Source organism: Cellvibrio polysaccharolyticus, assembly GCF_015182315.1.
Classification (GTDB): Bacteria; Pseudomonadota; Gammaproteobacteria; order Pseudomonadales; family Cellvibrionaceae; genus Cellvibrio; species Cellvibrio polysaccharolyticus.
Genome location: NZ_PRDL01000001.1, coordinates 3457963 through 3481848 on the forward strand (window position 1 = coordinate 3457963; position 23886 = coordinate 3481848).

General features: G+C 52.5%; 24 protein-coding genes. 3 read left to right on the forward strand and 21 right to left on the reverse strand.

Annotated elements, in window-relative coordinates; translation table 11 throughout:
* Positions 1-50 precede the first annotated feature (50 nt).
* From C4F51_RS14615 to argC, 3 genes are all read right to left on the reverse strand, one after another.
* A complete protein-coding gene (locus tag C4F51_RS14615) occupies positions 51-470 on the reverse strand; it encodes a bactofilin family protein (RefSeq protein WP_193911022.1) in 420 nt (139 codons plus the stop codon).
* Positions 471-492: 22 nt separating this feature from the next.
* Positions 493-1236 (reverse strand): DUF6776 family protein, encoded by a 744-nt coding sequence (locus C4F51_RS14620; protein WP_193911024.1) that lies wholly within the window; start codon positions 1234-1236, stop codon positions 493-495.
* Positions 1237-1315: 79 nt separating this feature from the next.
* Positions 1316-2362, reverse strand: a complete 1047-nt coding sequence (argC, locus tag C4F51_RS14625; RefSeq protein WP_193911026.1) for an N-acetyl-gamma-glutamyl-phosphate reductase — start codon at positions 2360-2362, stop codon at positions 1316-1318.
* A gap of 267 nt (positions 2363-2629) precedes the next feature.
* On the opposite strand from argC, the gene hemJ reads away from it, so the two are divergent.
* Together hemJ and thiE are read left to right on the forward strand one after the other, a co-directional pair.
* Positions 2630-3052, forward strand: a complete 423-nt coding sequence (gene hemJ / locus C4F51_RS14630) for a protoporphyrinogen oxidase HemJ (RefSeq protein ID WP_193911028.1) — start codon at positions 2630-2632, stop codon at positions 3050-3052.
* Between the two features lie 14 nt (positions 3053-3066).
* Positions 3067-3675, forward strand: a complete 609-nt coding sequence (gene thiE / locus C4F51_RS14635; protein ID WP_202987696.1) for a thiamine phosphate synthase — start codon at positions 3067-3069, stop codon at positions 3673-3675.
* Between the two features lie 68 nt (positions 3676-3743).
* On the opposite strand, the gene C4F51_RS14640 is transcribed toward thiE, so the two are convergent.
* Complete coding sequence (locus tag C4F51_RS14640; protein ID WP_193911030.1) at positions 3744-4307, reverse strand: mechanosensitive ion channel family protein; 564 nt, start codon at positions 4305-4307, stop codon at positions 3744-3746.
* Between the two features lie 128 nt (positions 4308-4435).
* Here C4F51_RS14640 and C4F51_RS14645 point away from each other — a divergent pair, with 128 nt between their 5' ends.
* Positions 4436-5182, forward strand: a complete 747-nt coding sequence (locus C4F51_RS14645; protein ID WP_193911032.1) for a glycerophosphodiester phosphodiesterase — start codon at positions 4436-4438, stop codon at positions 5180-5182.
* Here the strand turns inward: C4F51_RS14645 and C4F51_RS14650 are convergent.
* From C4F51_RS14650 to C4F51_RS14730, 17 genes are all read right to left on the reverse strand, one after another.
* Entirely contained in the window at positions 5179-5655 is a 477-nt protein-coding gene (locus C4F51_RS14650) for a GNAT family N-acetyltransferase (protein WP_193911034.1), read from the reverse strand. The genes C4F51_RS14645 and C4F51_RS14650 overlap by 4 nt on opposite strands.
* A 98-nt stretch (positions 5656-5753) precedes the next feature.
* Positions 5754-6764: a lipoyl synthase gene (gene lipA / locus C4F51_RS14655; RefSeq protein ID WP_193911036.1), complete on the reverse strand. Its 1011-nt coding sequence runs from the start codon at positions 6762-6764 to the stop codon at positions 5754-5756.
* Between the two features lie 14 nt (positions 6765-6778).
* Positions 6779-7468 (reverse strand): lipoyl(octanoyl) transferase LipB, encoded by a 690-nt coding sequence (gene lipB / locus C4F51_RS14660; protein ID WP_193911038.1) that lies wholly within the window; start codon positions 7466-7468, stop codon positions 6779-6781.
* Positions 7469-7470: 2 nt separating this feature from the next.
* The gene (locus C4F51_RS14665; RefSeq protein WP_193911040.1) at positions 7471-7743 is read right to left on the reverse strand and encodes a YbeD family protein; all 273 of its coding nucleotides are present in this window, start codon (positions 7741-7743) and stop codon (positions 7471-7473) included.
* A 109-nt stretch (positions 7744-7852) separates the two neighbouring features.
* Positions 7853-8467, reverse strand: a complete 615-nt coding sequence (locus C4F51_RS14670) for a DUF805 domain-containing protein (RefSeq protein WP_193911042.1) — start codon at positions 8465-8467, stop codon at positions 7853-7855.
* 63 nt (positions 8468-8530) lie between these two features.
* Positions 8531-9706 carry a D-alanyl-D-alanine carboxypeptidase family protein gene (locus C4F51_RS14675; RefSeq protein WP_193911044.1) on the reverse strand — a complete coding sequence of 392 codons (1176 nt, stop codon included), beginning with the start codon at positions 9704-9706 and terminating at the stop codon, positions 8531-8533.
* Between the two features lie 149 nt (positions 9707-9855).
* Entirely contained in the window at positions 9856-10707 is an 852-nt protein-coding gene (locus C4F51_RS14680; RefSeq protein WP_193911046.1) for a septal ring lytic transglycosylase RlpA family protein, read from the reverse strand.
* Positions 10707-11744 carry a lytic murein transglycosylase B gene (gene mltB, locus C4F51_RS14685; RefSeq protein WP_235992345.1) on the reverse strand — a complete coding sequence of 346 codons (1038 nt, stop codon included), beginning with the start codon at positions 11742-11744 and terminating at the stop codon, positions 10707-10709. Before mltB ends, C4F51_RS14680 begins: the two co-directional genes overlap by 1 nt.
* Positions 11745-11812: 68 nt before the next feature.
* Positions 11813-12970 carry a rod shape-determining protein RodA gene (gene rodA / locus C4F51_RS14690; protein ID WP_193911047.1) on the reverse strand — a complete coding sequence of 386 codons (1158 nt, stop codon included), beginning with the start codon at positions 12968-12970 and terminating at the stop codon, positions 11813-11815.
* A gap of 3 nt (positions 12971-12973) precedes the next feature.
* The gene (gene mrdA, locus C4F51_RS14695) at positions 12974-14887 is read right to left on the reverse strand and encodes a penicillin-binding protein 2 (protein ID WP_407926923.1); all 1914 of its coding nucleotides are present in this window, start codon (positions 14885-14887) and stop codon (positions 12974-12976) included.
* Positions 14888-14954: 67 nt separating this feature from the next.
* Complete coding sequence (rlmH, locus tag C4F51_RS14700) at positions 14955-15422, reverse strand: 23S rRNA (pseudouridine(1915)-N(3))-methyltransferase RlmH (protein WP_193911052.1); 468 nt, start codon at positions 15420-15422, stop codon at positions 14955-14957.
* A gap of 30 nt (positions 15423-15452) precedes the next feature.
* Positions 15453-15788, reverse strand: a complete 336-nt coding sequence (gene rsfS, locus C4F51_RS14705; protein ID WP_193911054.1) for a ribosome silencing factor — start codon at positions 15786-15788, stop codon at positions 15453-15455.
* A 35-nt stretch (positions 15789-15823) separates the two neighbouring features.
* Positions 15824-16477, reverse strand: a complete 654-nt coding sequence (nadD, locus tag C4F51_RS14710) for a nicotinate-nucleotide adenylyltransferase (RefSeq protein ID WP_193911056.1) — start codon at positions 16475-16477, stop codon at positions 15824-15826.
* Between the two features lie 12 nt (positions 16478-16489).
* Positions 16490-17755 carry a glutamate-5-semialdehyde dehydrogenase gene (locus C4F51_RS14715; RefSeq protein ID WP_193911058.1) on the reverse strand — a complete coding sequence of 422 codons (1266 nt, stop codon included), beginning with the start codon at positions 17753-17755 and terminating at the stop codon, positions 16490-16492.
* 161 nt (positions 17756-17916) lie between these two features.
* Complete coding sequence (locus C4F51_RS14720) at positions 17917-18486, reverse strand: flavin reductase family protein (protein WP_193911060.1); 570 nt, start codon at positions 18484-18486, stop codon at positions 17917-17919.
* 407 nt (positions 18487-18893) lie between these two features.
* Entirely contained in the window at positions 18894-20756 is a 1863-nt protein-coding gene (locus tag C4F51_RS14725; protein WP_193911062.1) for a glycoside hydrolase family 13 protein, read from the reverse strand.
* A 143-nt stretch (positions 20757-20899) separates the two neighbouring features.
* Positions 20900-23668, reverse strand: coding sequence for a TonB-dependent receptor (locus tag C4F51_RS14730; RefSeq protein WP_193911064.1), 2769 nt, complete (start codon positions 23666-23668; stop codon positions 20900-20902).
* Between the last annotated feature and the right edge of the window lie 218 nt (positions 23669-23886).

Here is a 23886-nt window from a genome sequence, read left to right on the forward strand (position 1 = left end):
ATTATTGCTTTACCCAGGTAAAACAGTCAACTATTGTCCGGAGGGATTTGTCAGTCTGCGACCGTCTCGGCTATCTGGCTGGAGATTAACAAGGGTTCCGGCGCCTTTCTCGTATCATTGCAAATAAGGCTGCCATTGACCTGGGAACCTTTGACCATCTCGATGGAAACATAATTAACATTCCCGGCCACCACGGCTTTGGCTGCCAGCTCTACGTGGGCAGATGAATGGATATCGCCTTGCACAAACCCGTTGATAACGGCGGACGGCACGCGAATATCGCCCTCTACCAGACCGGTTTCAGCCACCACAATTCTCGCATCCTGCCCCGGCTCGGCGGTGATATTACCAACGACCTTACCCTCAATTTGCAACTCACCAGCAAAATGGATATCGCCTTCGAGGCGAGTAGCCCGGGATACCAGCGTGTGGTGATTGGAGATGCTTGATGATTTCCTTGAGCCAAACATAATAATCCTGTCATATCAAAAGTTATAAAGCGGTAACCGACCAGTCCAGCTGTCGCTCCACATGGGTTGTTTTTTTTCTGTCGGAAGATTCCACGACAATGATGACGCGCTCTGCAGAAAAGCCTTCCGGCAGCAGCAGCTCACCTTCCAGGTTCTGAAAGTATTTGAAATCCAGCGGAATGCGCTCGTCAGACGCCTGTGCCGACACCTGGTGCAAGGGAATCTCCAGCGCCTTGTTGTCTTTAGTGCCGAGAATCGAGAACTTCAAGGTGCCTTTGAAGGCTTCTTTGTTAGCAGAAAGTTGTTGTACCAGCAGCTTGTACTTATAACCGCGCACCCCACCCTGCCCCGTCAAGGTTAACGAGCCGACACTGATTCCGAGCGGATTGGAGCCATTGGCGGTAGGCAACATACCGCGATAAACCGTAATGTCGTGTTCCAGCTCAAGAATTCTGGCTTTTTGCTCCACGGCTTCACGGCGAATATCGTCGTAGCCTTGCTTATCCACGGCAGACGCCATTTGCAGGTTGGCAATTTCCTGACGCAGGGCATCTGTCTCTTCCTGCAACTCAAGAAATTGCTCGGACGGAACATCGCCCACCGACGCCAGATTGCCCCCGGAGGACGCATGGCCATAACCGAAAAAGAAGCTGGCACCGGTAGCAATTAAAAAAATCAGCGCCAGCAGAAAATAGGTAAAAACACGGCGCATGGGGCGATAAGGCATCACCACCATGCGATATTGCGTACTTCCTTTTACTGACATGAACCGCCCTTAACCGCCAAAAGCAGTAATTGTCGGCCAGCGAGAAGGTGATGCGATGACATATCCATTACCCCGGTTTTTACGGCAACAAGGCAACGATATCCAGACCTTCCTTTTCATCAAACCCGAACATGATGTTCATGTTCTGAACAGCCTGTCCGGAAGCGCCTTTGGTGAGGTTGTCAATAATGGAAAGCACCACGATGGTATCTTTGTCCTGCGGTCTTAATACCGCAATGCGACATATGTTGGAGCCTTTTACGGTACGCGTTTGCGGTAATACACCGGCTGGCAACACATCCACAAACGGCTCGTTGGCATAACGTTGCTCATACAGCTGTTGCAAGTCCGGCAGGTTTTTCACATCCAGCGCGGTGGCATAGAGTGTTGCGTGAATACCCCGAATGATTGGCAGCAAATGCGGCACAAAGGTCAGCGATATCGGGTTGGCACCGGCCGGTTGCACATCACCGAGACCCTGCTCAATCTCCGGCAAATGACGATGCCCGGCAACGCCATAGGCCTTGAAGCTATCGCTGATTTCGGTCAGCAACACGTCAATTTTTCCCTGGCGACCCGCACCGCTGGCACCGCTGGCTGCGTTGGAGATAAGACGTCCGGGATCCACCAGATTATTTTCAATCAGAGGCAGAAAGCCCAACTGGGTTGCCGTTGGATAACAACCCGGACAGGCAATCAGTTTGGCAGTGCGAATTTTTTCCCGGTTAACTTCCGGCAGTCCGTAAACCGCCTGATTCACCAGTTCGGGAGCACCATGTGCCTGGCCATACCATTTCTCCCACACTGGCACATCACGAATACGGAAGTCTGCCGAGAGGTCGATAATACGCGCCGGGGTTTTCATCAGCGCTGGCATCAGGTTTTGCGCTACGCCATGCGGTGTTGCGAAAAATACCACGTCGCAGGCACCGAGCGTGTTGATATCCGGTTCGGTAAATGCGAGGTCAATATGGCCACGCAAACTGGGGTAAATATCCGCGACTTTAACGCCAGCTTCAGCGCGCGAGGTAATGACCGTGACTTCAACCTGGGAGTGACGTGCCAATAACCGCAACAGCTCCACACCGGTATAACCTGTCGCGCCAACAATGCCTGCTTTAATCACGGAAATCTCCTCACGCGTGAATCGGAAAGATACAAAATGGCGGATAGTGTAACGCCAAGATAGTCAGGCGGCTATGATAAAAGCCGTCTATGCAAAGCAAAAGTGGCTGACAACACAATTGCCATGAATACCGCAGCAGCGCCGGAATAGCGTGATAGAACGCACATAAAACGGCAGCGACAAACGCAACCCGAGGTTGGGTTAATTACATGAAAAGATTACAAATACAGTATCATGCAGCAGTTTTCGTGCTTGCAGAGATTAATCATGCTGTGGATTAAAGCCTTTCATATTATTGCGGTGGTGACCTGGTTTGCCGCCCTTTTTTACCTGCCTCGCCTGTTCGTTTATCACAGCATGAGTGAAGACGAAACCAGCCGCGAGCGCTTTAAAATCATGGAGCGCAAGTTGTATCGCGGCATAGCCACACCGTCGATGGTAGTGGTTATTTTGCTGGGCGCCTGGATGAGCTATTTAAACTGGGCCTGGTACTCACAAACCGGCTGGTATTGGTGCAAGCTGATTCTGGTTGCCATTCTTATGGGTTATCACCATGCCTGCGCTGTTTATATGCGCCAATTAAAAGAAGACCGCTGCCGTAAAAGTCACGTCTTCTTTCGCTGGTTCAATGAATTTCCGGTGTTGTTGCTGGTGGGAATTATTCTCCTTGTAGTGGTCAAGCCGTTTTAAAGGCCAAGATATTTATGAGCAAACTTTACGCAATTACCGACAGCCAACTGATGCCCGGGCAATTATTATTTGATGGGGTAAATGCGGCATTGCAAGGCGGTTGCCGCCTGGTGCAATACCGGGACAAATCCGGGGATGCGGTAAAACGCCGCCAGGAAGCTGAGGGACTATTGGAGATTTGCCACTATCACGGTGCCCGTCTGATTATTAACGACGATCCTTTACTGGCAAAAGCCATAGGCGCTCACGGCGTGCATCTGGGGCAAACTGATGGTGACGCCAGGGCCGCACGGCAGCTACTGGGGCCGGAAGCGATGCTGGGCGTTACCTGCCATGCTTCGCTGGAGTTTGCCCGGCAAGCGCTGGCAGATGGTGCCAGCTATATTGCTTTCGGGCGCTTTTTCCCGTCGCAAACCAAACCCGATGCGCCACCTGCCCCGCTATCCCTGATTAGCGAAGCCGCAACACGTTATCCGGACACTCAGGTGGTAGCAATTGGCGGCATCACCCTGGACAACGCAGCAACCATTACCGAAGCCGGTGCGCATTACGTCGCCGTAAGCCATGCACTTTTCAATGCACCGGATATTCGCTGGCAGGCCGAGCAATTTTCCAGGCTGTAAAGCGCTCGCTATAAGCGCCTTACGCTTTGCCAGTACGGGGCGGTGATACAACGCCTGCAGCAAACGATCTAGAGCTTGGGCGATGTTGAACCGTCATCCAGCAAAGAGAGCTGGGTTACCGAGGGCGGATTTTCGATCTTCAATACCGCTTTTTGCAGAATTAACGAGTTGGGATAGGTAATCAAATTGCCGTCATCGCGGCGGATAATGACATGAAACATACTGATTTCATAAACAACGCCCGTCATATCATCGTCCTTGTCCATGATCTTGATGCGGTCCCCGACTTTGTAGGGAAACGAAAAAAAGATGATCATGCTGGCGGTGACGTTACTCAAAATTGACCACTGCGCGAACAGGGCAATGCCAACCACGGCGAAGATAGAAGAGAGAAAAACAGAAACCTGGCTATAACCCAGCCCCAGCAAAAAGCACACAACAACGATGCAACAAAATGCCAGCCCGATATTGGACATGCGCTCCATGTACCTTACGCGTAACATGCCCAGCGAGCGCGCGATCGCCAGCTCATGAATAATTTTTCGCAATAATTTGCTCAGCAGATAAAATGCGAAAATGGTAATAACAACCAGCATCAACCGGGTGAATGCACTGTGGCTTAAAATGCTCATAACTCACTCAAATAAAACATAAAATATGCGAAATTGCGGAGCCAGTTCAGGAGCTTCGCGTTGCAGCTTTGGAAAACGCCAATGCAGCGAGTATAGCGTTATTCCAGCCTTATTCTACAGAGGTGTTTATGTCTGCACTGCTATGCATTGCACACCGTGGCGGTCCCATTATTGACGATGTAATCAGCCCGGAAAACAGCTTGCAAGCTATTCAGCGCAGCCTTGCGCTGGGTGTCGATGCGATTGAAATTGATGTTTGGCAATTACACGGCGAACTGTTTGTCACCCATGACCGTGCGCTCGGCAGACAGATTGCAGGTGCAGGATTATTACAATCGAAGTCGCTGGAGGAATTGCACAGGTTAAGACTCGGCAATGGTGAACCCATACCCCGACTTTATGAGGTGTTACATGCTGTTGGCGATAAAGCTGCACTGAATATTGAGATCAAGGGCGCCAATTCGGCCGACGCGGTTATCAAGACCCTGACCGCTTTTGTACAAGATCATCAGCGGTCATTTGAGCAATATTCCGTGTCCAGTTTTGACCATCAGCAGCTCTTTGAAATGCTGCAAAAAGCGCCACACATCAAACGCGGGGTACTGATTGAAGGCATCCCTCTCGACTACGCGGCCTGCTGTGCCGCCTTGCAGGCCTGGTCGCTGAATTCCCATGTGGGGTTTTTAAACCATGCGCTGATTAACGATGCACGCCAGCGCGGCCTGAAAAATTTTATTTATACCGTGAATACCGAGGAAGACTGGCAGTGGATGCTGGAGCTGGGCGTAGACGGGGTTTTTACGGACAGGCCAGCAGAGCTGTTACGGTTTAACCAGCATCAGACAATTACCCGGCAGCCCGGTGGCGGTATTTAACGATCAATCGTCAAGCGCATAATATTCACATCGCGCCCGCCCAGCCTTGCCTGGCGGGTGACCTTCCAACCCCGTCGATGATAAAACGCCGTGTAATCTGCTGCCGATAACCACAACTCGGTAAAAGCCAGTTGTTTAACATAAGCGATGGCAGCGTTGATCAGTGCTTCACCAATCCCCTGATGACGCAGCGATTCCAGTACAAACAAATTGCTTAGCCACACCGGCAGTGCTGTTTCTCCTCCTGAAAACGAATAACGAACCAGACTGACACAACCCACCGGCTGATCTGCCAGCACCGCCACCAGGGTTTTCGGAATAGCATTTTGCTGGACGTGTAACTGCAACCGCTGGCGACGCAGCGCCAACGTGCTGCGCAAGCCCTGGCGCTCGCATTCCTGATGGTGCCAGGCGGCGATAATTGCCATGTGCTCGGGCAAGGTTTCCAGTGGTTTGATCAACAGCGAAGACATAGATAAATGACCATTCTCATCTGCCACAATTCCAGGCAGATGAGAGGAGCAAGGGGAATGAAAATCAGATGCGGGGGTGGTGCGGGGGGCTGAAAAAATCAGCCCTGGGCGACATCAAACCATTTTACGTCTTCACCGTGAGCCTGCTTGTCAGCATGATAGCTGGAGCGCACCAATGGCCCACACGCGGCATGCTTGAAGCCCATTTCATGAGCCAGACGGGTATATTCGGCAAACTCATCCGGGTGAACATAACGATCTACCGGCAAATGCTCACGAGACGGCTGCAGATATTGCCCGATGGTCAGCATGTCGATGTCGTGATCACGCATATGCTGCATGACTTCAATAATTTCTTCTTTGGTTTCACCGAGGCCAACCATCAAACCGGATTTGGTCAACACATCCGGGCGACGCGCTTTGTACTTTTTCAGCAGCTCCAGCGACCAGGCATAGTTGGCACCCGGGCGCGACTGACGGTAAAGACGGGAAACGGTTTCCATATTGTGGTTGAAAACGTCCGGCGCTTCTTTTTCAAGAATATCCAGCGCGATATCCATGCGACCACGGAAATCCGGCACCAGCACTTCTACTTGTAATTTCGGACTCAACGCCCGCGCTTCACGAATACAATCGGCAAAATGCTGGGCGCCGCCATCACGCAAATCATCGCGGTCAACGGAGGTAATTACCACATACTTCAAGCGCATTTCGGCAATGGCTTCGGCAAGTTTACGCGGCTCGTTTTCGTCCAGCGGATTGGGCTTACCGTGGCCCACATCGCAGAAGGGGCAGCGGCGGGTACAGATGTCGCCCATGATCATAAAGGTGGCGGTGCCGCCACTGAAACACTCACCCAGATTGGGGCAGTTGGCTTCTTCGCAAACCGAGGAGAGTTTGTTTTTACGCAGAATACTTTTAATGCGGTCCACTTCCGGCGAGGCCGGAATACGCACCCGGATCCAGTCCGGTTTGCGCGGCATGTCATCGCGGTCGGTGGCAATGACCTTAACCGGGATGCGTTCTACTTTTGCACCATCGCGGAGTTTCTCGCCCTGCCGGTAACGTTCGGTACGTTTGACGGGTTGTAATTCAGAAAAATCGGACATGAAAAGAGAATCTCTTACTCGGTTAATGAATTCACAGCATCACCCCGGAATCCGGGTAAAACCGCGGGCATTGTACAGGCTTTGTGGCCACTCTTGCGGACAAATTGATCAACCAATTGCTCCGCCACCTGGGCCATTGTGGGTACTTCCTGGAGAAAATCCGCCATACGGGTCATTTGCAATCCCTGATAACCGCAGGGGTTAATACGGGAAAAAGGCGACAAATCCAGAGAAACGTTCAAACTGAGGCCATGGAAACTGCAACTTCGTCTGACACGCAGACCAAGCGAAGCGATCTTGGCTCCATCCACATAGACACCGGGGGCGTCCGGTTTGGGAGACGCGGCAATGGCGTAATGCTCCAGCAGAGCCACGATAGTTTGTTCAATCATGGTCACCAGATCGCGTACGCCGATATTCAACCGCCGCAGATTCAGCAGCGGATAGGCGATCAACTGGCCGGGGCCATGGTAGGTGACCTGCCCGCCGCGATCCGATTGCACCACCGGAATATCGCCGGGAAACAACAGGTGTTCTGCCTTGCCGGCCTGACCCTGGGTGAAAACCGGTGCGTGTTCCAGCAACCAGAGTTCGTCGCTGGTGTCATCAGTGCGGTCGCGGGTGAAATCCATCATCGCTTGCCAGATTTCACGATAATCCCGCTGCCCCAGATAGCGCACCTGCAATGGCAAGGATTCAGCCATGATTACATCACCATTTTGGTGATGCTGTTGGCTCGCAAATCATTGTGAATGGCATGCAGTTGCGGCTCGCCGGTGGCGGTGATCCACACCGTCAAAGACTGAAATCGTCCTTTGCTACTTTCGGCGATGGTAATGCGCGTCTGGTCAAACCCGGACGCGTGGCGCTCCATGACTTCAATAACCAGCTGATAAAGCTCGTCACCGGCTTCACCAAGCACTTTGATCGGGTAATCTTCGCAGGGGAATTCAATTTTCGGGGGCTGTTGTTCAGACATGGCAAGGCAACCATAAAATCGTAAAGGCGCAGATTATAACAGAATCCGGTGAAAGGCTGACGGGCATCAACACAGGTCATTTTCACCTCGCCAACCGGCGGCTACAAACTCATTCGTCGGTAGGGCTGTCGGGGTCGATTTCGTTAGCTTCCCCGCCTTCCGGCGCTGGCAACAAACCGGCTTCAGGCTCAGCACTGCCCAACCGCACCTGCTCGGCATACACCGTGTAGAGCTGACCACCAACAACGTAGATCGCACTTCCCATCAGCCCGATCATGATCAGCGGAGCCACCAGACCGGCCAACCAGTGCCAGAAACGGTTCGGCGGCGGGCAAATACCATAGTGATTTTCGCTGCGACTGCCCGGGTAGAGGCAGATTATCAATAAAAAAATCAGATTGACGCCGGGTACCAGCAACAACAGCGCCAGCCAGGTTGACCCGTTGCAGTCGTGCAATCGCTGCAAGGTAAACAGATACAACATCACCGAAAAAACGATAAAAGCCGGTACAACCAGCACGGCAAAGGTTTGCCATTGGCCAAAAAACAAGACCGCTGCTACAGCAACAACGCCCAGCAAACACAGAGTAATAAGACACAAACGGGCAAGATAGCGCAAACGGCCAATGCGCAGACCGGGCGTTAATAAAAAAGAAAGGGTGTCGGAAACCTGGGCGGGCAAGCGGGATACGGGAGATGCCGGTTTATCTGTGTCTTTACTCACGGGATTACCTCAACCGGAAAAGCAAACCGGCGACAGACACAGCTGCCGCCGGCCAATCAATCATTAGCTGAAAAGATTGCGGAAGAACAATTTGATGTTATCAATCACACGGGCAAAGAATCCGGCGCGCTCAACCGGCTCGAGTGCCACTACCGGCACCTCGGTCAGCACCTGATCTTCCAGCGTAATGGTTAAAGTACCAATGGCCTGACCCACTTCCAGCGGCGCCTTGATCACCGAATTGATCACCAGATCCGCTTGCAAGTCATCCTGCTTGCCACGCGGCAAGGTCAGTTTGATATCCTGGGATACCCCGTAATTAACATTGTTGGCTTCACCACCCCACACGCGAGTGTTGTTGATCACATCGCCCGATTTGTAGAGCGCGCGGGTTTCAAAGTAGCGGAAACCGTAGGTCAGCAGCTTTTGTGATTCAGCGGCGCGGGCTTCTTCACTGCGGGTTCCCATCACCACCGAGATCAAACGCATATCGCCACGTTTGGCAGACGCCACCAGACAAAAACCGGCTTCGTCAGTGTGGCCGGTTTTCAGGCCATCAACGGTTTCATCACGAAACAACAACAGGTTGCGGTTGGGCTGGCGAATATCATTCCAGACAAAATACTTTTCTTTGTAGAGCGCGTAATGATCCGGGTGATCATTAATAACCGATTTGGCCAGAATGGCGAGATCACGCGCGGTGGTCAAATGCCCTTCTGCCGGCCAGCCGGTGGAGTTTTCAAAATGCGTCTGGGTCATGCCCATCAGCGCAGCTTTCTGGTTCATCACATCAACGAAGGCTTCTTCACTGCCGGAGATATGTTCCGCCAAGGCAACGGTAGCATCGTTGCCGGACTGCACGATAACGCCCAGTAACAAATCATGAACCGACACTTGCGTGCCTTCACGAATGAACATTTTCGAGCCGCCCATGCGCCAGGCTTTCACGCTGATATTGACCATGTCCTGTTCACCAACACGGCCGCGCTCGATTTCCTGGGAGACGATGTAGCTGGACATCATCTTGGTCAAACTGGCCGGGGGCAAACGCTCATCGGCATTGTGCTCAACGATCACGTGGCCGGTATCGGCATCAATCAGCAAATAGCCGGTTGCCGCCAACTGGGGCGCCGACGGAATAATAGTAGGCTGTGGCGCCAGCGTGGGCGTAAGGGTCTGGGCAAACACCGCATTGCCTGCAGCACACAGGAGGAATCCGGCAAAAATTTTCTTCAACATATCAAGAGTTCACATCCAAGGGTCAATATCAAATCAGGTATTAAAAGCGGCTGGTCCAATCGGCAACACCCGGTACATTATGGACACATTACCTTGCGGTGTCCTCTTATGCGGGAATTTATGCCACAGACGTGATCAGCCGCGCTTTATTAATCGCCGTATACCACATGCGGTTCGGGGATATTCAAGCTACGAATCTGGTCGCGCGCATGCTGCATCTGGCGCGCATCTTTCAGTGGGCCAACCCGCACACGATACAAGGTGGCGTGGGTTTTTACTCTACTGATAAACACCGGATAGGTCAGTTTACGGCCAACATCCGCAGCAAATTGTTTGGCGCTGGCTTCCGAACCGAAAGCACCCAATTGCAGATGGGTGTTGGGTGGTAACTGGCTGCCCGGTGTCGCCACCGTTTGCTGGCTGGCGCGGGGCGGCGGCGCGGCATCGGTGGGCAGTACAATTTCTACATCCACCTGGCCGGTACCATTGCCAAGAATGCCAATCCGTTGTGCCGCCGCGTAACTCAAATCAATAACCCGGCTGCTATGAAACGGGCCCCGGTCATTTACCCGCACCACCACCGTTTTGCCGTTACTCACATTGGTAACGCGAACGTACGACGGAATAGGCAAGGTTTTGTGGGCTGCGGTCATGGCATACATGTCATAAACCTCACCATTGGAGGTGCGCTCGCCATGAAATTTGGTGCCGTACCAGGAGGCGTAACCGCGCTCTTTATAAGAGCGCTCGTCCTCAATCAGATAGTAGGTTTTGCCGAGTACCGTGTAAGGGTTTTTATTGCCCGCCATGGTACGCACTTCATAGCGCGGCACAGCATCCGGCACATGGGATGTATCAACAAATTTACCCGGACCCGCATCGTGTTTTTGCTTGTAACGCGAGGGCGGCTCCGATTTCCCGGGCTTGGTCGTTGGTGTGCTGGAACAACCTGCAATCAACGACACCAACAGTGCCGGAACAAGAATTCTCCATGCATGCATCAGCGAGTTGCCTCCATTGACTCACGAAGTTGCTGACTCAATTGATACACCGCCAGAGAATAAAGATGGCTGCGGTTGTATCGGGTAATCACATAAAAATTGCGTGGCGCGATCCAGTATTCGGTACCGTGCTGCCCTTCCAGTTGCAAGACTACCGCAGGCAATTTGCCATCCAGGGGCGTAATCGGCTCGAAGCCGCGTTTTTTCCAGTCAGCGACCGTTTGTTGTGGCGGTTCTATCTGGTTAAAGGTAATACCATCCGGCTTGCCTTCAAAACGGGCTCGCACCGCGACCGGTTCGCCTTCTTTCCAACCATGGCGCTTGAAATAATTGGCTACACTGCCGATCGCATCAGTGGTGTTATTCCAGATATCGGTAAACCCGTCGCCATCAAAATCGACCGCATATTCACGGTAGCTGGATGGCATAAATTGACCGTAACCCATGGCACCGGCGTAAGACCCTTTAAACGAGAGCGGGTCCTGTTTTTGTTCGCGGATCAGCAGGAAATAGTTTTGCAGTTCCTTGCGGAAAAACGGCGAGCGCGGCGGATAGTCAAAGGCCAGTGTAGATAGAGCATCAATCACTTTATGGCTGCCGGTGTTGCGACCGTAATTGGTTTCTACACCAATAATAGCAACGATGATTTCGGCTGGAACGCCCCATTGTTTTTCTGCACGGGCGAGAACGTCTTTATGTTCCTGCCAGAACTTTATGCCATTGGTTACCCGTAACGGCACGATGAAAATGGGTCGGTATTCTTTCCAGGTTTTGGTACGCTCGGCAGGGCGGGCAATCGCATCGAGAATGGACTGTTGCTTGTTGGCATTGGCAAACCAGTTTTCCATTTGCTGGCGATCAAAACCGTGCTCGTTGACCATCTCATCAATAAATATTTTTGCTTCGGGATGTTCCCGATAATCAGCAGCTGCAAACGGAGCCAGCATTGCCAGCATCCAGCCGGCACCTGCTCTGCGCAGGGATGTAAACGCGGAGCCAACTCCGCTTTTCTTACCTGAAGTGTTGCCTGGCAACATAAGCAATCCTCTTATAGACGGCCCCGGGCGTTTTCGCCGGCCGTTCTTTTCATGTGAAATATCCGGTTTTACTGCGGGGTCATTACCCGTTTTGGCTGTGTAGCAACGGCCATAATAATGCCGAACCCGGCCATCAGGGTAACCACCGCAGTACCACCCTGGCTGATCAGCGGCAAGGGTACGCCAACTACCGGTAACAAGCCGGAAACCATTCCCATATTGACGAAAATATAGGTAAAAAACGTCATGGTGATACCAGAAACCATCAACCGGCCAAAGGCATCCTGTGCGCGAACGGCGATCATCATGCAGCGCACAATGAGTAATAAATACATGGCCAGTAAGACCACTACACCAACAAATCCAAACTCTTCAGCCATTACCGCAATAATAAAATCGGTGTGGCCTTCAGGTAAAAAGTCGAGCCGCGACTGCGTGCCTTCCAACCAGCCTTTACCGTAAAAACCGCCCGAACCAATGGCGGTTTTGGATTGAATAATATTCCACCCCGCCCCGAGGCGATCCGCCTCCGGATTGAGCAAGGTCAGTACCCGCGTGCGCTGGTAATCATGCATCATAAAATGCCAGATTGGCCACAGGCTGGCACCAAGAAGAAAGACCGCCGCAAAAATATAGCGCCAATGCAGACCGGCAAAAAATAGCACTACAAAACCCGAGGCAGCAACCAGAATGGAGGTTCCCAAATCCGGCTGGTCGATAATCAACGCGGTGGGAATCGCCACCAGCAACGCGCTGAAAAAAACGTGCTTGAAACGCGGTGGCATAAAGCGGGTGCCAAGATAGGCGGCAATGGTCATCGGCATCGCCAGCTTCATCACTTCCGCTGGCTGGAACCGAAACCCGCCCAACGATAACCAGCGCTGGGCGCCTTTTGCTCCAACGCCGATCACCAGCACCAGAATTAACAGCACCACGCCGCCAGCGTACGCCCAGGGAGCCATGCGCCGCATAAAATCGACAGGAACCTGAGCCACCATGACCATGACGACGTAAGCGAGACCAAAGAAAATACACTGGCGGGTCATGGACTCCCGGCTTTCCGAGCTGGCGCTATACAGCACCACCAGGCCAACCGCCGAAATTGCCAATAACAACAGCAGCAAAATAAAATCGATGTGCAGCCGCTGCTCCAGCCGTTCCCGGCGGGCAAAACTGCGGCTCGCACCAGGCAGGCGCCGTAAAAAATCTCTTTCACTTATTTTCACAGCTTAATGATTCCGTACGCTGGCTACACCCGCAGCGGGGGCTGATTCATCGGGGCCCGGCAATTCACCGGGCGTCAGGAAATGCCCTAACAAGTAGGCATCCATCATTTTTCTGGCGACCGGCGCCGCCTGGCTGGAACCACCTTCACCGTTTTCTACAATCACCGCCACGGCAATTTGCGGGTCTTCTATCGGCGCAAAAGAAACAAACAGGGCGTGTTCACGGTTGCGTTCGGCCAGTGCAGCGCTGTCGTATCTTGCGCCCTGGGCGATACCCACCACCTGCGCCGTACCGGATTTTCCGGCCATACGATAACTGGCACCTTCGGCAGCGCGGCGCGCCGTTCCGCGGGCGCCGTGCATCACTTCAGCCATGGCCTCGAATACAGAATCCCAGTGATGCGCTTCTACTTCCATCACGCCTTCTACCACTGGCTCTACCACGTGTTCATTAATAGAACGCACCATGTGCGGGCGAATACGTTTGCCGCGATTGGCAATGGTAGCGGTAAATTGCGCCAGCTGCATGGGCGAGGTCAACACCATGCCCTGGCCGATGGCCATATTGACGGTGTCACCCGGGTACCAGCTTTCGCCGCGCGCGGCGCGCTTCCACTCGCGGGATGGCCAGATGCCTTTGCGTTCATTGGGAATATCCACGCCGGTGACTTCACCAAGACCAAAATAGGCTCCAAATTCACTCATGCGATCAATACCCATGCGAGTGCCCAGATCCCAAAAATAGGTATTACAGGACTCCGCAATCGCCTGCTTGAGGTTAACCGCAGGGCCGTGGCCTCCGCGCTTCCAGTCACGCCACACCCAGCGGGCGTTGGGCAACCGGAAGGTACCCGGGTCATAAATCGTGCGACGTGCGTCAGTAACGCCGTAGTGCAAACCGGCCAGCGCAACCATGGGCTTGATGGTGGAACCAGGCGGATAAACGCCCTGAATAAAGCGGTTGTAGAGTGGCCGGTCAATGGATTCATTCAGCGCTTTGAAATCTTCATGGCCAATCCCGGTCACGAATAAATTAGGATCAAAATCCGGCAAGCTTACCGCGGCCAGCACACCGCCGGTTTTTACATCCAGCGCCACCACCGCACCACGGCGGCCTGCCATGGCGGCGATGGCGGTTTCCTGCATGCGAATATCGAGATAGAGGTGTAAATCCTTGCCTGGCACCGGGTCTTCGCGATCCAGCACCCGCAGTACCCGGCCACGGGCGTTGGTTTCCACGTTCTGGCTGCCTACCTGACCGTGCAACACATCTTCATAAAAATTTTCCAAACCGTTTTTACCGATGGAGTGGGTGCCGCGATAGCGCAGATCCTGCTCTTCGGTAAATCGGCTCACATCCGCTTCACTGATGCGACCGGTATAACCGATATTGTGGGCAAACAAGGCGCCGTAAGGATAATGGCGCACCAATTGCGCATCCACTTCCACGCCTTCAAGGCGATACTCGTTAACCGCCAGACGGGCAATCTCTTCTTCAGTGAGACGATAGCGCAGTGGCACGGGTTCAAGAGGATGGCGGCGCTGACGAATAGCGCGCTGGAAACGTTCCAGATCAGCGTCGGTAATGCTGACCAGACTTTGCAGCAGAGAAAGGGTTTTATCGAGATCGGTGGTACGTTGAACCACCACTGACAAGGTATAGGTTGGGCGATTGTCGGCCAGTAAAATGCCCTGACGGTCATAGATCAGGCCACGGGTTGGCGGTACCGGCTGAATGTGGATGCGGTTGCGATCCGACTGGGTGACATAATGCTGATAAAGATCAACCTGCAGGTGGTGATAGCGATACGCCAAACCACCCAGCATGAGCACCATCACCAGCAACATGAACAGCACACGGCGCTGAAAAAGTCTGGCTTCGCGCAGATAATCTTTGAAATGTTGCGACTCGGACATCATGCCTCGGACAAACAGAAAAATAGTTATGATGTGACAGACAAACGTTTTCCCAAGGCGTTCACCCTTACTTGTGGTAAGGGTGATTTTGCAAAATAGTCGTCGCTCGGTAGAGTTGTTCGATCAGTAAAATACGTACCAGCGGATGAGGCAATGTCAGCGGCGAGAGCGACCAGCGAATGGTCGCCTGTGCCAGACAGGCTGGCGCCAGGCCGTCAGGGCCACCAATAAGCAGACTGTAATTATTACCACTCATCTTCCAGCCAGCCATTTGCTCGGCCAGCTGTTCAGTACTCCAGGGTTTACCTTTTACATCCAGCGCAATCACCGTATCGCCTTTGCCAAAGGCGGCCATCATCGCCTCACCTTCTTTTTCCATGGCTCTGGCAATATCGCTGTTTTTACTGCGCACGGCCAAGGGCAATTCGACCAGTTCAACGCTGCAATCCCTTGGCAGACGCTTGGCATATTCGTTGTAACCCTGCTCTACCCAATCGGGCATGCGGGTACCTACGGCAATCAAACGGATTCGCACAACAACTCCGATACAGTGAATTAATCAGTGTTATTCACGGCCCGCCGGCTTCATGGACCAGAGTTTTTCCAGTTCGTAAAAATCGCGGGTTTCCTGCTGCATCACGTGTACCACGGTATCGCCGTAATCCACCAGCACCCAGTCACCGGCATCAATACCTTCTACACCAATCGGGCGATGTCCCTGTTTTTTGCTTTCTTCAACCAGATTGCTGGCCATGGATCGCGCATGACGGCTGGAGGTGCCGCTGGCGATAATCAGGGTATCCATCACATCGCTGAGTTCACGCACATCGAGCTGGACAATATTTTGACCTTTAAGATCTTCCAGTGCAGTGATCACGAGTTGATTTAACGCTTCAGACATTCTTTGTATACCTGTGAAATGAAAAAAATAACAACCTAACGATACAAGCGATTATCGACCAGATAATCACAAATGTTGTCCGGCAATAAATAACGTGGCGACAGCCCTTGCGCCAATTGCTGGCGAATCGCTGTGGCCGATATATCCAGCATGCTGAGCGCCGGCAATACGATGGCGCCCTGCGGTGTTGTATCCAGTGCTGCCAGTGGTGCGCGGTGCGTCTGCAGAAATTCTGCTTCGGCGCCCTGTTCCGGCAAGCGGTAACCGGGGCGTCCAATAACGATCAAATGCGCCAGGTCCAACAGTTCCTGCCAACGGTGCCAGGAGGACAAATGGATAAACGCATCCATTCCTACTACCCAGCTCAAACTGACATCCGGGCCGATTTCGCCGCGAATATCCTGCAAGGTATCGAAGGTGTAAGACGGTCGATCCTGGCGCAACTCCCGCTCATCCAGTTCAAGCTGCGGACAATCGGCTATAGCCAGCCGAACCATCTCCGCCCGCGCTTGCGCCGACGCCCCCGGATTATCCCGGTGTACCGGGCGGTGGCAGGGCATCAGGCTCATCCGATCCAGCTGCAGAGCGTGTTGCAACTCCAGCGCCAGCCGCAAATGGCCGTTATGGATGGGATCAAAAGTCCCGCCCAGAATGGCTTCCTTGCGAAGTACTTTTTGTGGCGCCGCCATTACTCGCCCGGCTTACTGACGAATATGGCCATCGCCCAGCACGATCCACTTCTGCGAGGTCAGGCCATCCAGCCCAACCGGGCCGCGTGCATGAATTTTGTCAGTAGAAATACCGATTTCGGCACCCAGGCCATATTCAAAACCGTCGGCAAAACGGGTTGAGGCGTTCACCATCACCGAGCTTGAATCCACTTCGGTCAAAAAGCGGCGGGCGCGGGTAAAGTCTTCGGTCACAATCGCTTCGGAATGCTGCGAGCTGTAGCGATTGATATGCTCAATGGCCTCATCCAGACCGGCAACGATTTTGATAGAAAGAATCGGCGCCAGATATTCGGTAGACCAGTCAGCTTCGACCGCTTCGTTGGCACTGATGATGGCACGGGTCTTTTCACAACCGCGCAACTCAACGCCTTTTTCCGCCAGCGCTTCTGCCAGCGACGGCAGTACTTGTGCGGCGATACCTTCCGCAACCAGCAGGGTTTCCAACGCATTGCACACACCGTAACGGTGAGTTTTGGCATTCAGAGTGATGTCAAAAGCCTTTTTGAGGTCGGCTTTGTCATCAATATAAACATGACAAATACCGTCCAGGTGTTTGATCACCGGCACTTTGGCTTCGCGGGAGATGCGCTCGATCAACCCTTTGCCGCCACGCGGTACGATAACGTCCACATATTCCGGCATGGTAATCAGCTCACCCACCGCTGCACGGTCAGTAGTTTCTACCACCTGTACTACAGTCGATGGCAAACCTGCCACTTCGAGGCCACGCTGCAAACAGGCGGCAATGGCGCGGTTGGAATGGATGGATTCCGAACCACCACGCAAAATAGCCGCGTTACCGGATTTCAAACACAGGCTGGCAGCATCAATGGTCACATTGGGGCGCGACTCATAAATAATGCCGATGACCCCGAGCGGTACGCGCATTTTGCCAACCTGAATACCGGAAGGCATGTAATTCAAATCAGTAATCTCGCCGCAGGGATCGCGCAAGGCCGCAACCTGACGCAAGCCTTCGATCATTTTATCGATAGTGGCGTCTTTTACGGCGAGGCGATCCAGCATGGCTGCATCCAGACCGTTGGCAGCTCCGGCCGCCAGGTCTTTGCTATTTTCGGCAATCAGCATGCTACGGCACGCATTCAACTCATCGGCAATGGCCAGCAAGGCTTTGTTTTTGACGGCAACTGGTGCCGCTGCAACCAGACGGGAGGCCAGACGGGCTTTTTGCCCGAGTTCGGTCATATAAGCTTTTACATCGCGCTCAGCAGTCATGGGCAGAAATCCGTAAACAGTCAGTAATCTTTGAAAAATCGGGCATTATACCCGGAAGCGGGCCGGAAGTCGGCAGAAATAGCGACGATAGTGTGGATAATTCGCAAGCTGTGATCTGGCGACAAACCTCACTCAGCCGCACCTGAAGCACCGGCAGGGCTTCAGCTTTCTACCGCATCACCAATGGCGTAGTAATGACCGCCGGCAACATGGTGCAAACTTTTCCAACGGGCATCCGCCTGCTCAAACAACCAATGGCCTTGGCGAAAAATACGCTGATCGGCCCAGGCGGCGGTTACCTCGCCGATAAACAAATCGTAGCTTTGCTGATTATGGGGTTCCGATACCAGTTCACAAGCCAGCCATGCCGAACAACCGGCAACCAATGGCAGGTTGTTATCGCCCACAGAAAATAACTCCACGCCGTGTTGCTGCAACTTGTCCGGATTATCGTGCAGGCTGTTATTACCTACGCCATTAACCAGTGCCAGTTGCGCCAGGTTGGGCACCTGTATCACGAAGCGGCCACTGCGCTCCACCAGCTCGCGGGTGCGGGTAATTTTATCCAGCACCACCGTCAGTTTTGGCGGCGCAAAGTCCAGCGCACAACACCATGCCGCCGCCATCACATCCACCACACCGCCGTGCGATGCAGAAACCAGCACCGTGGGGCCATGGGTAACCAGGCGGTACGCTTTTTCCAGCTCAACAGGAAGAATATTACTGTCCATACAACCTCTGCAAATCATGACAGCGGCGCCACGGGCTTGTAGCGGCACCGAAGAATAAAGGGGGTAATTGCAGGCGTGCGTTAAAGCCAGGCCCGGCCTGCTGCGCTCAAACATGCCTGCAAAAAACATCATTGAAAAAGAGCATCGTAGCAGTGTACCAGGCGCGCGAAATAAAAACGAAGGGAGTTTGTTTTTTGCGGGCAAGTTGCCCGAGCGGGATAAAGACGGGACAGAATGGCGGACACCAAAGGCGATATCGGTGTATCAGCGGCAGTGGCGGCATAAAGACCTGAACTTCATGCAGAAGAAGATCGCGCCCTGTTTGGCCGGGATCTTCTTCCGCATTATTTTTTATCTGGGGAGTGTGCCAATTTACCGATGGTCCGCCCATTCACCGGTCGGCTTTTTTACCATTCAAGAATCATGGATTGCCTGGCAGGCAGGTCAACGAATTTACGAATATCCGCCACTTCACCGGTTAACAGATTACGCGCCTCGCTTGCCTTGCTAACAAACCCGGCAAAGCGCGCCGTTTCCAGCCGCAGGTTTTCGGTATTTTTATTGAGAATAACCATAACCGTTTTATTGTCGTTGTAGCGGAAGTAAACATAAGTGCCCTGTTCGGGTGCAAAGTGCATCAACTTGCCGATGTGAATAACCGGGTTGGCCTTACGCCAGTTAAACAGTTTCCGTACCAGCGACTGCATATCTTTTTCGGCGGACGACAAGCCTTCGCCGGTGAATGCATTCTTCCGGTCACCCGCCCAGCCACCGGGCATATCGGCACGCACGGCACCATCGTCCCGCTCGCGGGGGCTGGTCATTAAAATTTCTCCGCCGTAATAAAACTGCGGAATGCCGCGCATGGTGGCCAGCCAGATCATCGCACTGCGATAGAGATTTTTGTCTTCATGCAGGTAGCTGAACAAGCGCGAGGTATCGTGGTTTTCAGGAAAAATCACCAGCTCATAAGGGTCAGGGTACAAATGATCATTGGCAAGGGCTTCGTACAATTCAATCCAGCCTTTATCCCAGGACTCTTCGTTTAACAGGCCGCTACGCAAAGCCTCGTACAACGGAAAATCCATCATACTATTCACATGAGAGACGTGCCCATTGGCGCTGGTATAACCGCGCTGCCACTGGGCAATCATCAACGGATTGTTGCTCCACTCTTCACCCACGATAGAAAAATTCGGGTACTCGGTCATCAGGGCTTTGCCCCAGCGCGTGAGAAATTTTTCGTCCGCATAACCGTAGGTGTCTTCGCGAATACCGGACAGACCCGCGTACTCTGTCCACCAGATGGAGTGTTGCACCAGGTAAGTGGCCAACAGTGGATGCTGCTGATTCAAGTCCGGCATGCCCCGTGAAAACCAGCCATTTACAAACGCGTTTTTATCGGAAGGTGCCGCGTAGGGGTCTTGCAACGTGGTGCGACGGTGATTGGTTTCCACATAGGTGTCATGCTCATTCAACCAATCTTTGGCAGGCAAGTCTTTCATCCACCAATGTTCGGAACCGATATGATTGAGAATAATATCCTTGATAACGCCAAGGCCGCGCTGGCGAGCTTCCTGAACAAAACGGCGGAAGTCTTCATTAGTGCCAAACCGCTCGTCAATGCGGTATAAATCGGTAGCGGCATAGCCGTGATACGAATAAGCGGGCTGGTCATTTTCCAGTAACGGATTGGGCCAGATTTGCGTGAATCCCATCGCGGCAATGTAATCCAGCTGCCGAATCATGCCGTCAAGATCACCACCGTGTCGCCCGCCTTTATTTTTCCGGTCTGCATTTTCCTTTAGCTGTGGCAAGGAATCATTGCCGGCATTGCCGTTGGCGAATCTGTCCGGCGTTATTAAATAAATAGCATCGCTATTATTAAAACCCTGGCGCTGCGCTGAACCGGGTTCGCGAGCGGCGAGGTTAAAATCAAATCCGGCTTTGACGGTTTTATTGTCCAGCAAGTCAACTCGCAAATCACCGGGTTTTACCGCCTCGCCAATTTCAAGCGTAATAAACAAATAATTGGGGTTATCGGTTGTTTCGGTATTCACAACGCGTACACCGGCGACCTGAACCTGCGGCGTTAGCGTGGCAATATCTTTTCCGTATACCATTAATTGAAGTTGGGAGTGCTGCATACCCACCCACCAGGACGGCGGCTCGACGCGATCAACCCCATGGTTGCTCGCCTGAGATAACGGCGATAATAGAAGTGTAACGAGGCTGATAAAAAATATAACCCGAGGAAAAATCACTTTCATAGATTCTGCTCCTTCATCATGAGCGTTTTATTATTAAGTTCAAAGCAACAGATTGCTGTGGTAAAAATAAAAAAGCCACCTGAATTTATAAGGTGGCAGAGTTAAAGCGGCATCCTTGCAACAGAAGAGCCATCCAGCGGAAATCAGAAGGAGTAATTTACTCCCAGGAACATTTGCCTTCCGTAATATTGAAGAGTACCGGTTTGCGCTTCAGATCCAAAGTAGGTAGTGGTCGGTTCGTCGGTCACGTTATTGATCTGGAAAACCAGATTGATACCGCTATCAAAGGTGTAGGAAGCCTGATAGTCCACGACGGTTTCATCACCGTAATAAACATCCATCGGGTTTTCCGCCATCATCTCTTCACCCACGAAGGCTTCCTTGTAGCGAACTGAAACACGGGTAGAAAATCCCTGGTAATCGTAAAAAAGTGTGCCGTTAAAGACACTCCTTGATAAGCCGGGGAAGCCGACATCACGCGCGAAACCGGCGTTGGTATTGGTTTTGCTGATGGAGCTTTCGGTGTAGGAGTAACTGGTAGTAAAACCCAAGCCGGAAAATGCCCCAGGCAGAAAATCCAGAGTTTGGGTAAAGCCCAACTCCACACCGCGAATATAACCACCGTCGGTATTATTACGGGCGGTCTGGTATTCACCATTCAGGAAAGGCTGATTGGTGTTGGGATCGGTCGGCACAAAAATACCGGCAGCAGCGAAGTCGAAGTTACTGTAGGTAATATTTTCTACATAAGACTCAACATCTTTGTAGAAGAGAGCAATCACCAGTGCGCCGTGCGTCTCGGAAAAATAATGCTCATAAGACAAGTCAGCCTGGGTTGCATAGAAAGGATCCAGCAACGGGCTGGTATTGCCCCACACATTAAAGCGGCCACCATCCACCCAGGAACCGCCACCGGATTTCAGTTTGTCCAGCGGTGCGCGCGCCATCACCTTGGCGGCGGCAAAACGTAATTGGTCGTTATCTGTAAGGTGATAATTCAAATTGAGCGATGGCAACCAGTCGGTGAATTTTTTGCCGGCTTCAACCGGTTGGTAATCGTAACTCACCAAACCATTATCATCCGCGATGCCCGGGCCATTACCGCGTTCCGCACCTTGCAGTTCCAAATAACCGTTACTGCTTTGATCGGTTTCAACCATCCGCACACCCAGGTTACCGGTCAGCGGGCGGTCGAAAAGGCTGGTTTCCAGATTGGCTTGCACATAAGCCGCCAACACATCTTCGTACACATCGCCGGTTTGAATCATGGTCCAGTTGTTGTTCCAGTTTTTCACCGGATTGGCCTGAATACCATTTCGTGCCAGCACTTTATCGAGATCAATTGCCAGGAATGATGGAAAGTTGGCGAATTTGTTGCTGAAATGAATCACCTCAACATCGTCCGGTGTGAGTGCCAGCGCCGGTTGGTCTGCCGGGTTCAAACCGAAATCGTTACCGTACTCAAATACGCCGCGCTCGGCACTGAAATGGCGCTCGGAGTAACGAGCACCAAACTCAACAGACGAAATAAACGCAGGGTTATCAAATTCGAACTTCACATCCGTTTTATAGGCGGTTAACACGTCTTTGTTTTTAAACGGGTAAACACCCACTTTGGATAAACCCATTTTATCCAGATTGAGATAATTTTCCGGATTGGAAAAACTCACCTGCGGAACGTTCAAACCGTTCAGCAAATAATCGACCGAAATATTCTGATCGGGTGTTGGTGACGCGCTGTTGATGTCATTGAACAAAATGCCCCAGCTGACGCCATTGATAAAATCGCCATTGGCTTCGGAACGGGAAATATCCGCAGAAACCGTCCAGGGGCCTTCCTGCCAGGTGGCATTTAACCCGGTAGAAAGCACATCGCGGTTGCGAGACTCATCATCGTTAGTGGTTTGAACCGTGAAATAATCATTGGCCGGATCACGAGTAATAGTACCACCCGTTACCGCGCCGCCCGCTTGAATCACCGGATTGGTAACGATGCCATCATTAAGGGTTTTTACACGAAAACCGCGGGCAAAAGCTTCAGACTCAAACTCGGAATAAAATACATCGCCCTTCAGCGTGAAGGCATCTGACGGTTGCCACACCAGGGTGCCCATAAAACCGTCGCGGGTTTCGTCGCCACCTTTTTGTTGCATTTCGAAACCTTCGCTCAGGTATTCGTTAGCGCCATCGCCATTCAGATCATCCTGCCCGGTGTATGACAGGCCGACAAACTGGGTATTGACGTAGGGCTGGAACAAACGGGAATAACCGAGCGCAACACCAATGGTGTCATCGGCAAATTTTCCCTGCCAGGAAGTGCTCAAACGGTAGCCGTATTCATCGGCACCCACCACGCTGTCGGCCCGGTCGTTATAACTGCCGCGAGCGTTGATGTGAAAGGCATTGTCCTTGTCGTTATTCAAGGGGTTGGCGGTACGCAGTTCTACGGTGCCGGCCACGCCGCCTTCAATAAGAGAAGCTTTGGGCGATTTGTAAACCGCCGCTTCGGAAATCAACTCGGAGGGATACTGGTCAAACTCGATTTTACGGCTGCCACTGGTGGCTGTTTGTTCACGACCATTGAGGGTGGAATGCACATACTCGCCGCCCATGCCGCGAATATTCACCATGCCCGCCTGCCCACCGGCACGCACCAGCGATACACCGGGCAACCGCGACAGCGCATCGGCAATGGAAACATCGGGCAGTACACCCAGGTCATCGGCAGAAATGGCTTCTACCACCACATCCGCATTACGTTTGGCGTCAATCGCGCTGAGCACACTGTTACGGAAACTGGAAGTCACGAGAATTTCTTCTACCGGCTCCTGCGCGTACACACTGACAGAACCGGCAACCATGGCCATGGTGGAGGCCAGGGCAAAAAATTTATTAAATTTATGTTTTAACATGAGGTCGCTCTCCATAGAGATATTGCTTTTATTGTTAGAGCATCGTGTAAGTAAAGAGGCGCTTTACACAAGTTATAAAACAGTTCACCTGTCTTGAATGGATTGTCGGCGCAAGCTCGGGCACTCACAAGGGCTTGCATACGTATTCAGCGTTAGCATACGTATGCATTTGGCCAACAATAAATCGCATAAATTGTCCTTTGGCAAGCCCCGAATAC

What these genes read in the sequence shown, in the direction of transcription:
- C4F51_RS14680 (WP_193911046.1), bottom strand. Translation starts at nt 10,707, where the DNA reads ATGCATGCATGGAGAATTCTTGTTCCGGCACTGTTGGTGTCGTTGATT.
- C4F51_RS14650 (WP_193911034.1), bottom strand. Translation starts at nt 5,655, where the DNA reads ATGTCTTCGCTGTTGATCAAACCACTGGAAACCTTGCCCGAGCACATG.
- rsfS (WP_193911054.1), bottom strand. Translation starts at nt 15,788, where the DNA reads ATGTCTGAAGCGTTAAATCAACTCGTGATCACTGCACTGGAAGATCTT.
- C4F51_RS14615 (WP_193911022.1), bottom strand. Translation starts at nt 470, where the DNA reads ATGTTTGGCTCAAGGAAATCATCAAGCATCTCCAATCACCACACGCTG.
- lipB (WP_193911038.1), bottom strand. Translation starts at nt 7,468, where the DNA reads ATGGCTGAATCCTTGCCATTGCAGGTGCGCTATCTGGGGCAGCGGGAT.
- C4F51_RS14715 (WP_193911058.1), bottom strand. Translation starts at nt 17,755, where the DNA reads ATGACTGCTGAGCGCGATGTAAAAGCTTATATGACCGAACTCGGGCAA.
- C4F51_RS14725 (WP_193911062.1), bottom strand. Translation starts at nt 20,756, where the DNA reads ATGAAAGTGATTTTTCCTCGGGTTATATTTTTTATCAGCCTCGTTACA.
- hemJ (WP_193911028.1), top strand. Translation starts at nt 2,630, where the DNA reads ATGCTGTGGATTAAAGCCTTTCATATTATTGCGGTGGTGACCTGGTTT.
- C4F51_RS14720 (WP_193911060.1), bottom strand. Translation starts at nt 18,486, where the DNA reads ATGGACAGTAATATTCTTCCTGTTGAGCTGGAAAAAGCGTACCGCCTG.
- lipA (WP_193911036.1), bottom strand. Translation starts at nt 6,764, where the DNA reads ATGTCCGATTTTTCTGAATTACAACCCGTCAAACGTACCGAACGTTAC.
- C4F51_RS14665 (WP_193911040.1), bottom strand. Translation starts at nt 7,743, where the DNA reads ATGTCTGAACAACAGCCCCCGAAAATTGAATTCCCCTGCGAAGATTAC.
- C4F51_RS14675 (WP_193911044.1), bottom strand. Translation starts at nt 9,706, where the DNA reads ATGTTGAAGAAAATTTTTGCCGGATTCCTCCTGTGTGCTGCAGGCAAT.
- C4F51_RS14645 (WP_193911032.1), top strand. Translation starts at nt 4,436, where the DNA reads ATGTCTGCACTGCTATGCATTGCACACCGTGGCGGTCCCATTATTGAC.
- C4F51_RS14620 (WP_193911024.1), bottom strand. Translation starts at nt 1,236, where the DNA reads ATGTCAGTAAAAGGAAGTACGCAATATCGCATGGTGGTGATGCCTTAT.
- C4F51_RS14730 (WP_193911064.1), bottom strand. Translation starts at nt 23,668, where the DNA reads ATGTTAAAACATAAATTTAATAAATTTTTTGCCCTGGCCTCCACCATG.
- nadD (WP_193911056.1), bottom strand. Translation starts at nt 16,477, where the DNA reads ATGGCGGCGCCACAAAAAGTACTTCGCAAGGAAGCCATTCTGGGCGGG.
- C4F51_RS14640 (WP_193911030.1), bottom strand. Translation starts at nt 4,307, where the DNA reads ATGAGCATTTTAAGCCACAGTGCATTCACCCGGTTGATGCTGGTTGTT.
- mrdA (WP_407926923.1), bottom strand. Translation starts at nt 14,887, where the DNA reads ATGTCCGAGTCGCAACATTTCAAAGATTATCTGCGCGAAGCCAGACTT.
- thiE (WP_202987696.1), top strand. Translation starts at nt 3,067, where the DNA reads ATGAGCAAACTTTACGCAATTACCGACAGCCAACTGATGCCCGGGCAA.
- mltB (WP_235992345.1), bottom strand. Translation starts at nt 11,744, where the DNA reads ATGTTGCCAGGCAACACTTCAGGTAAGAAAAGCGGAGTTGGCTCCGCG.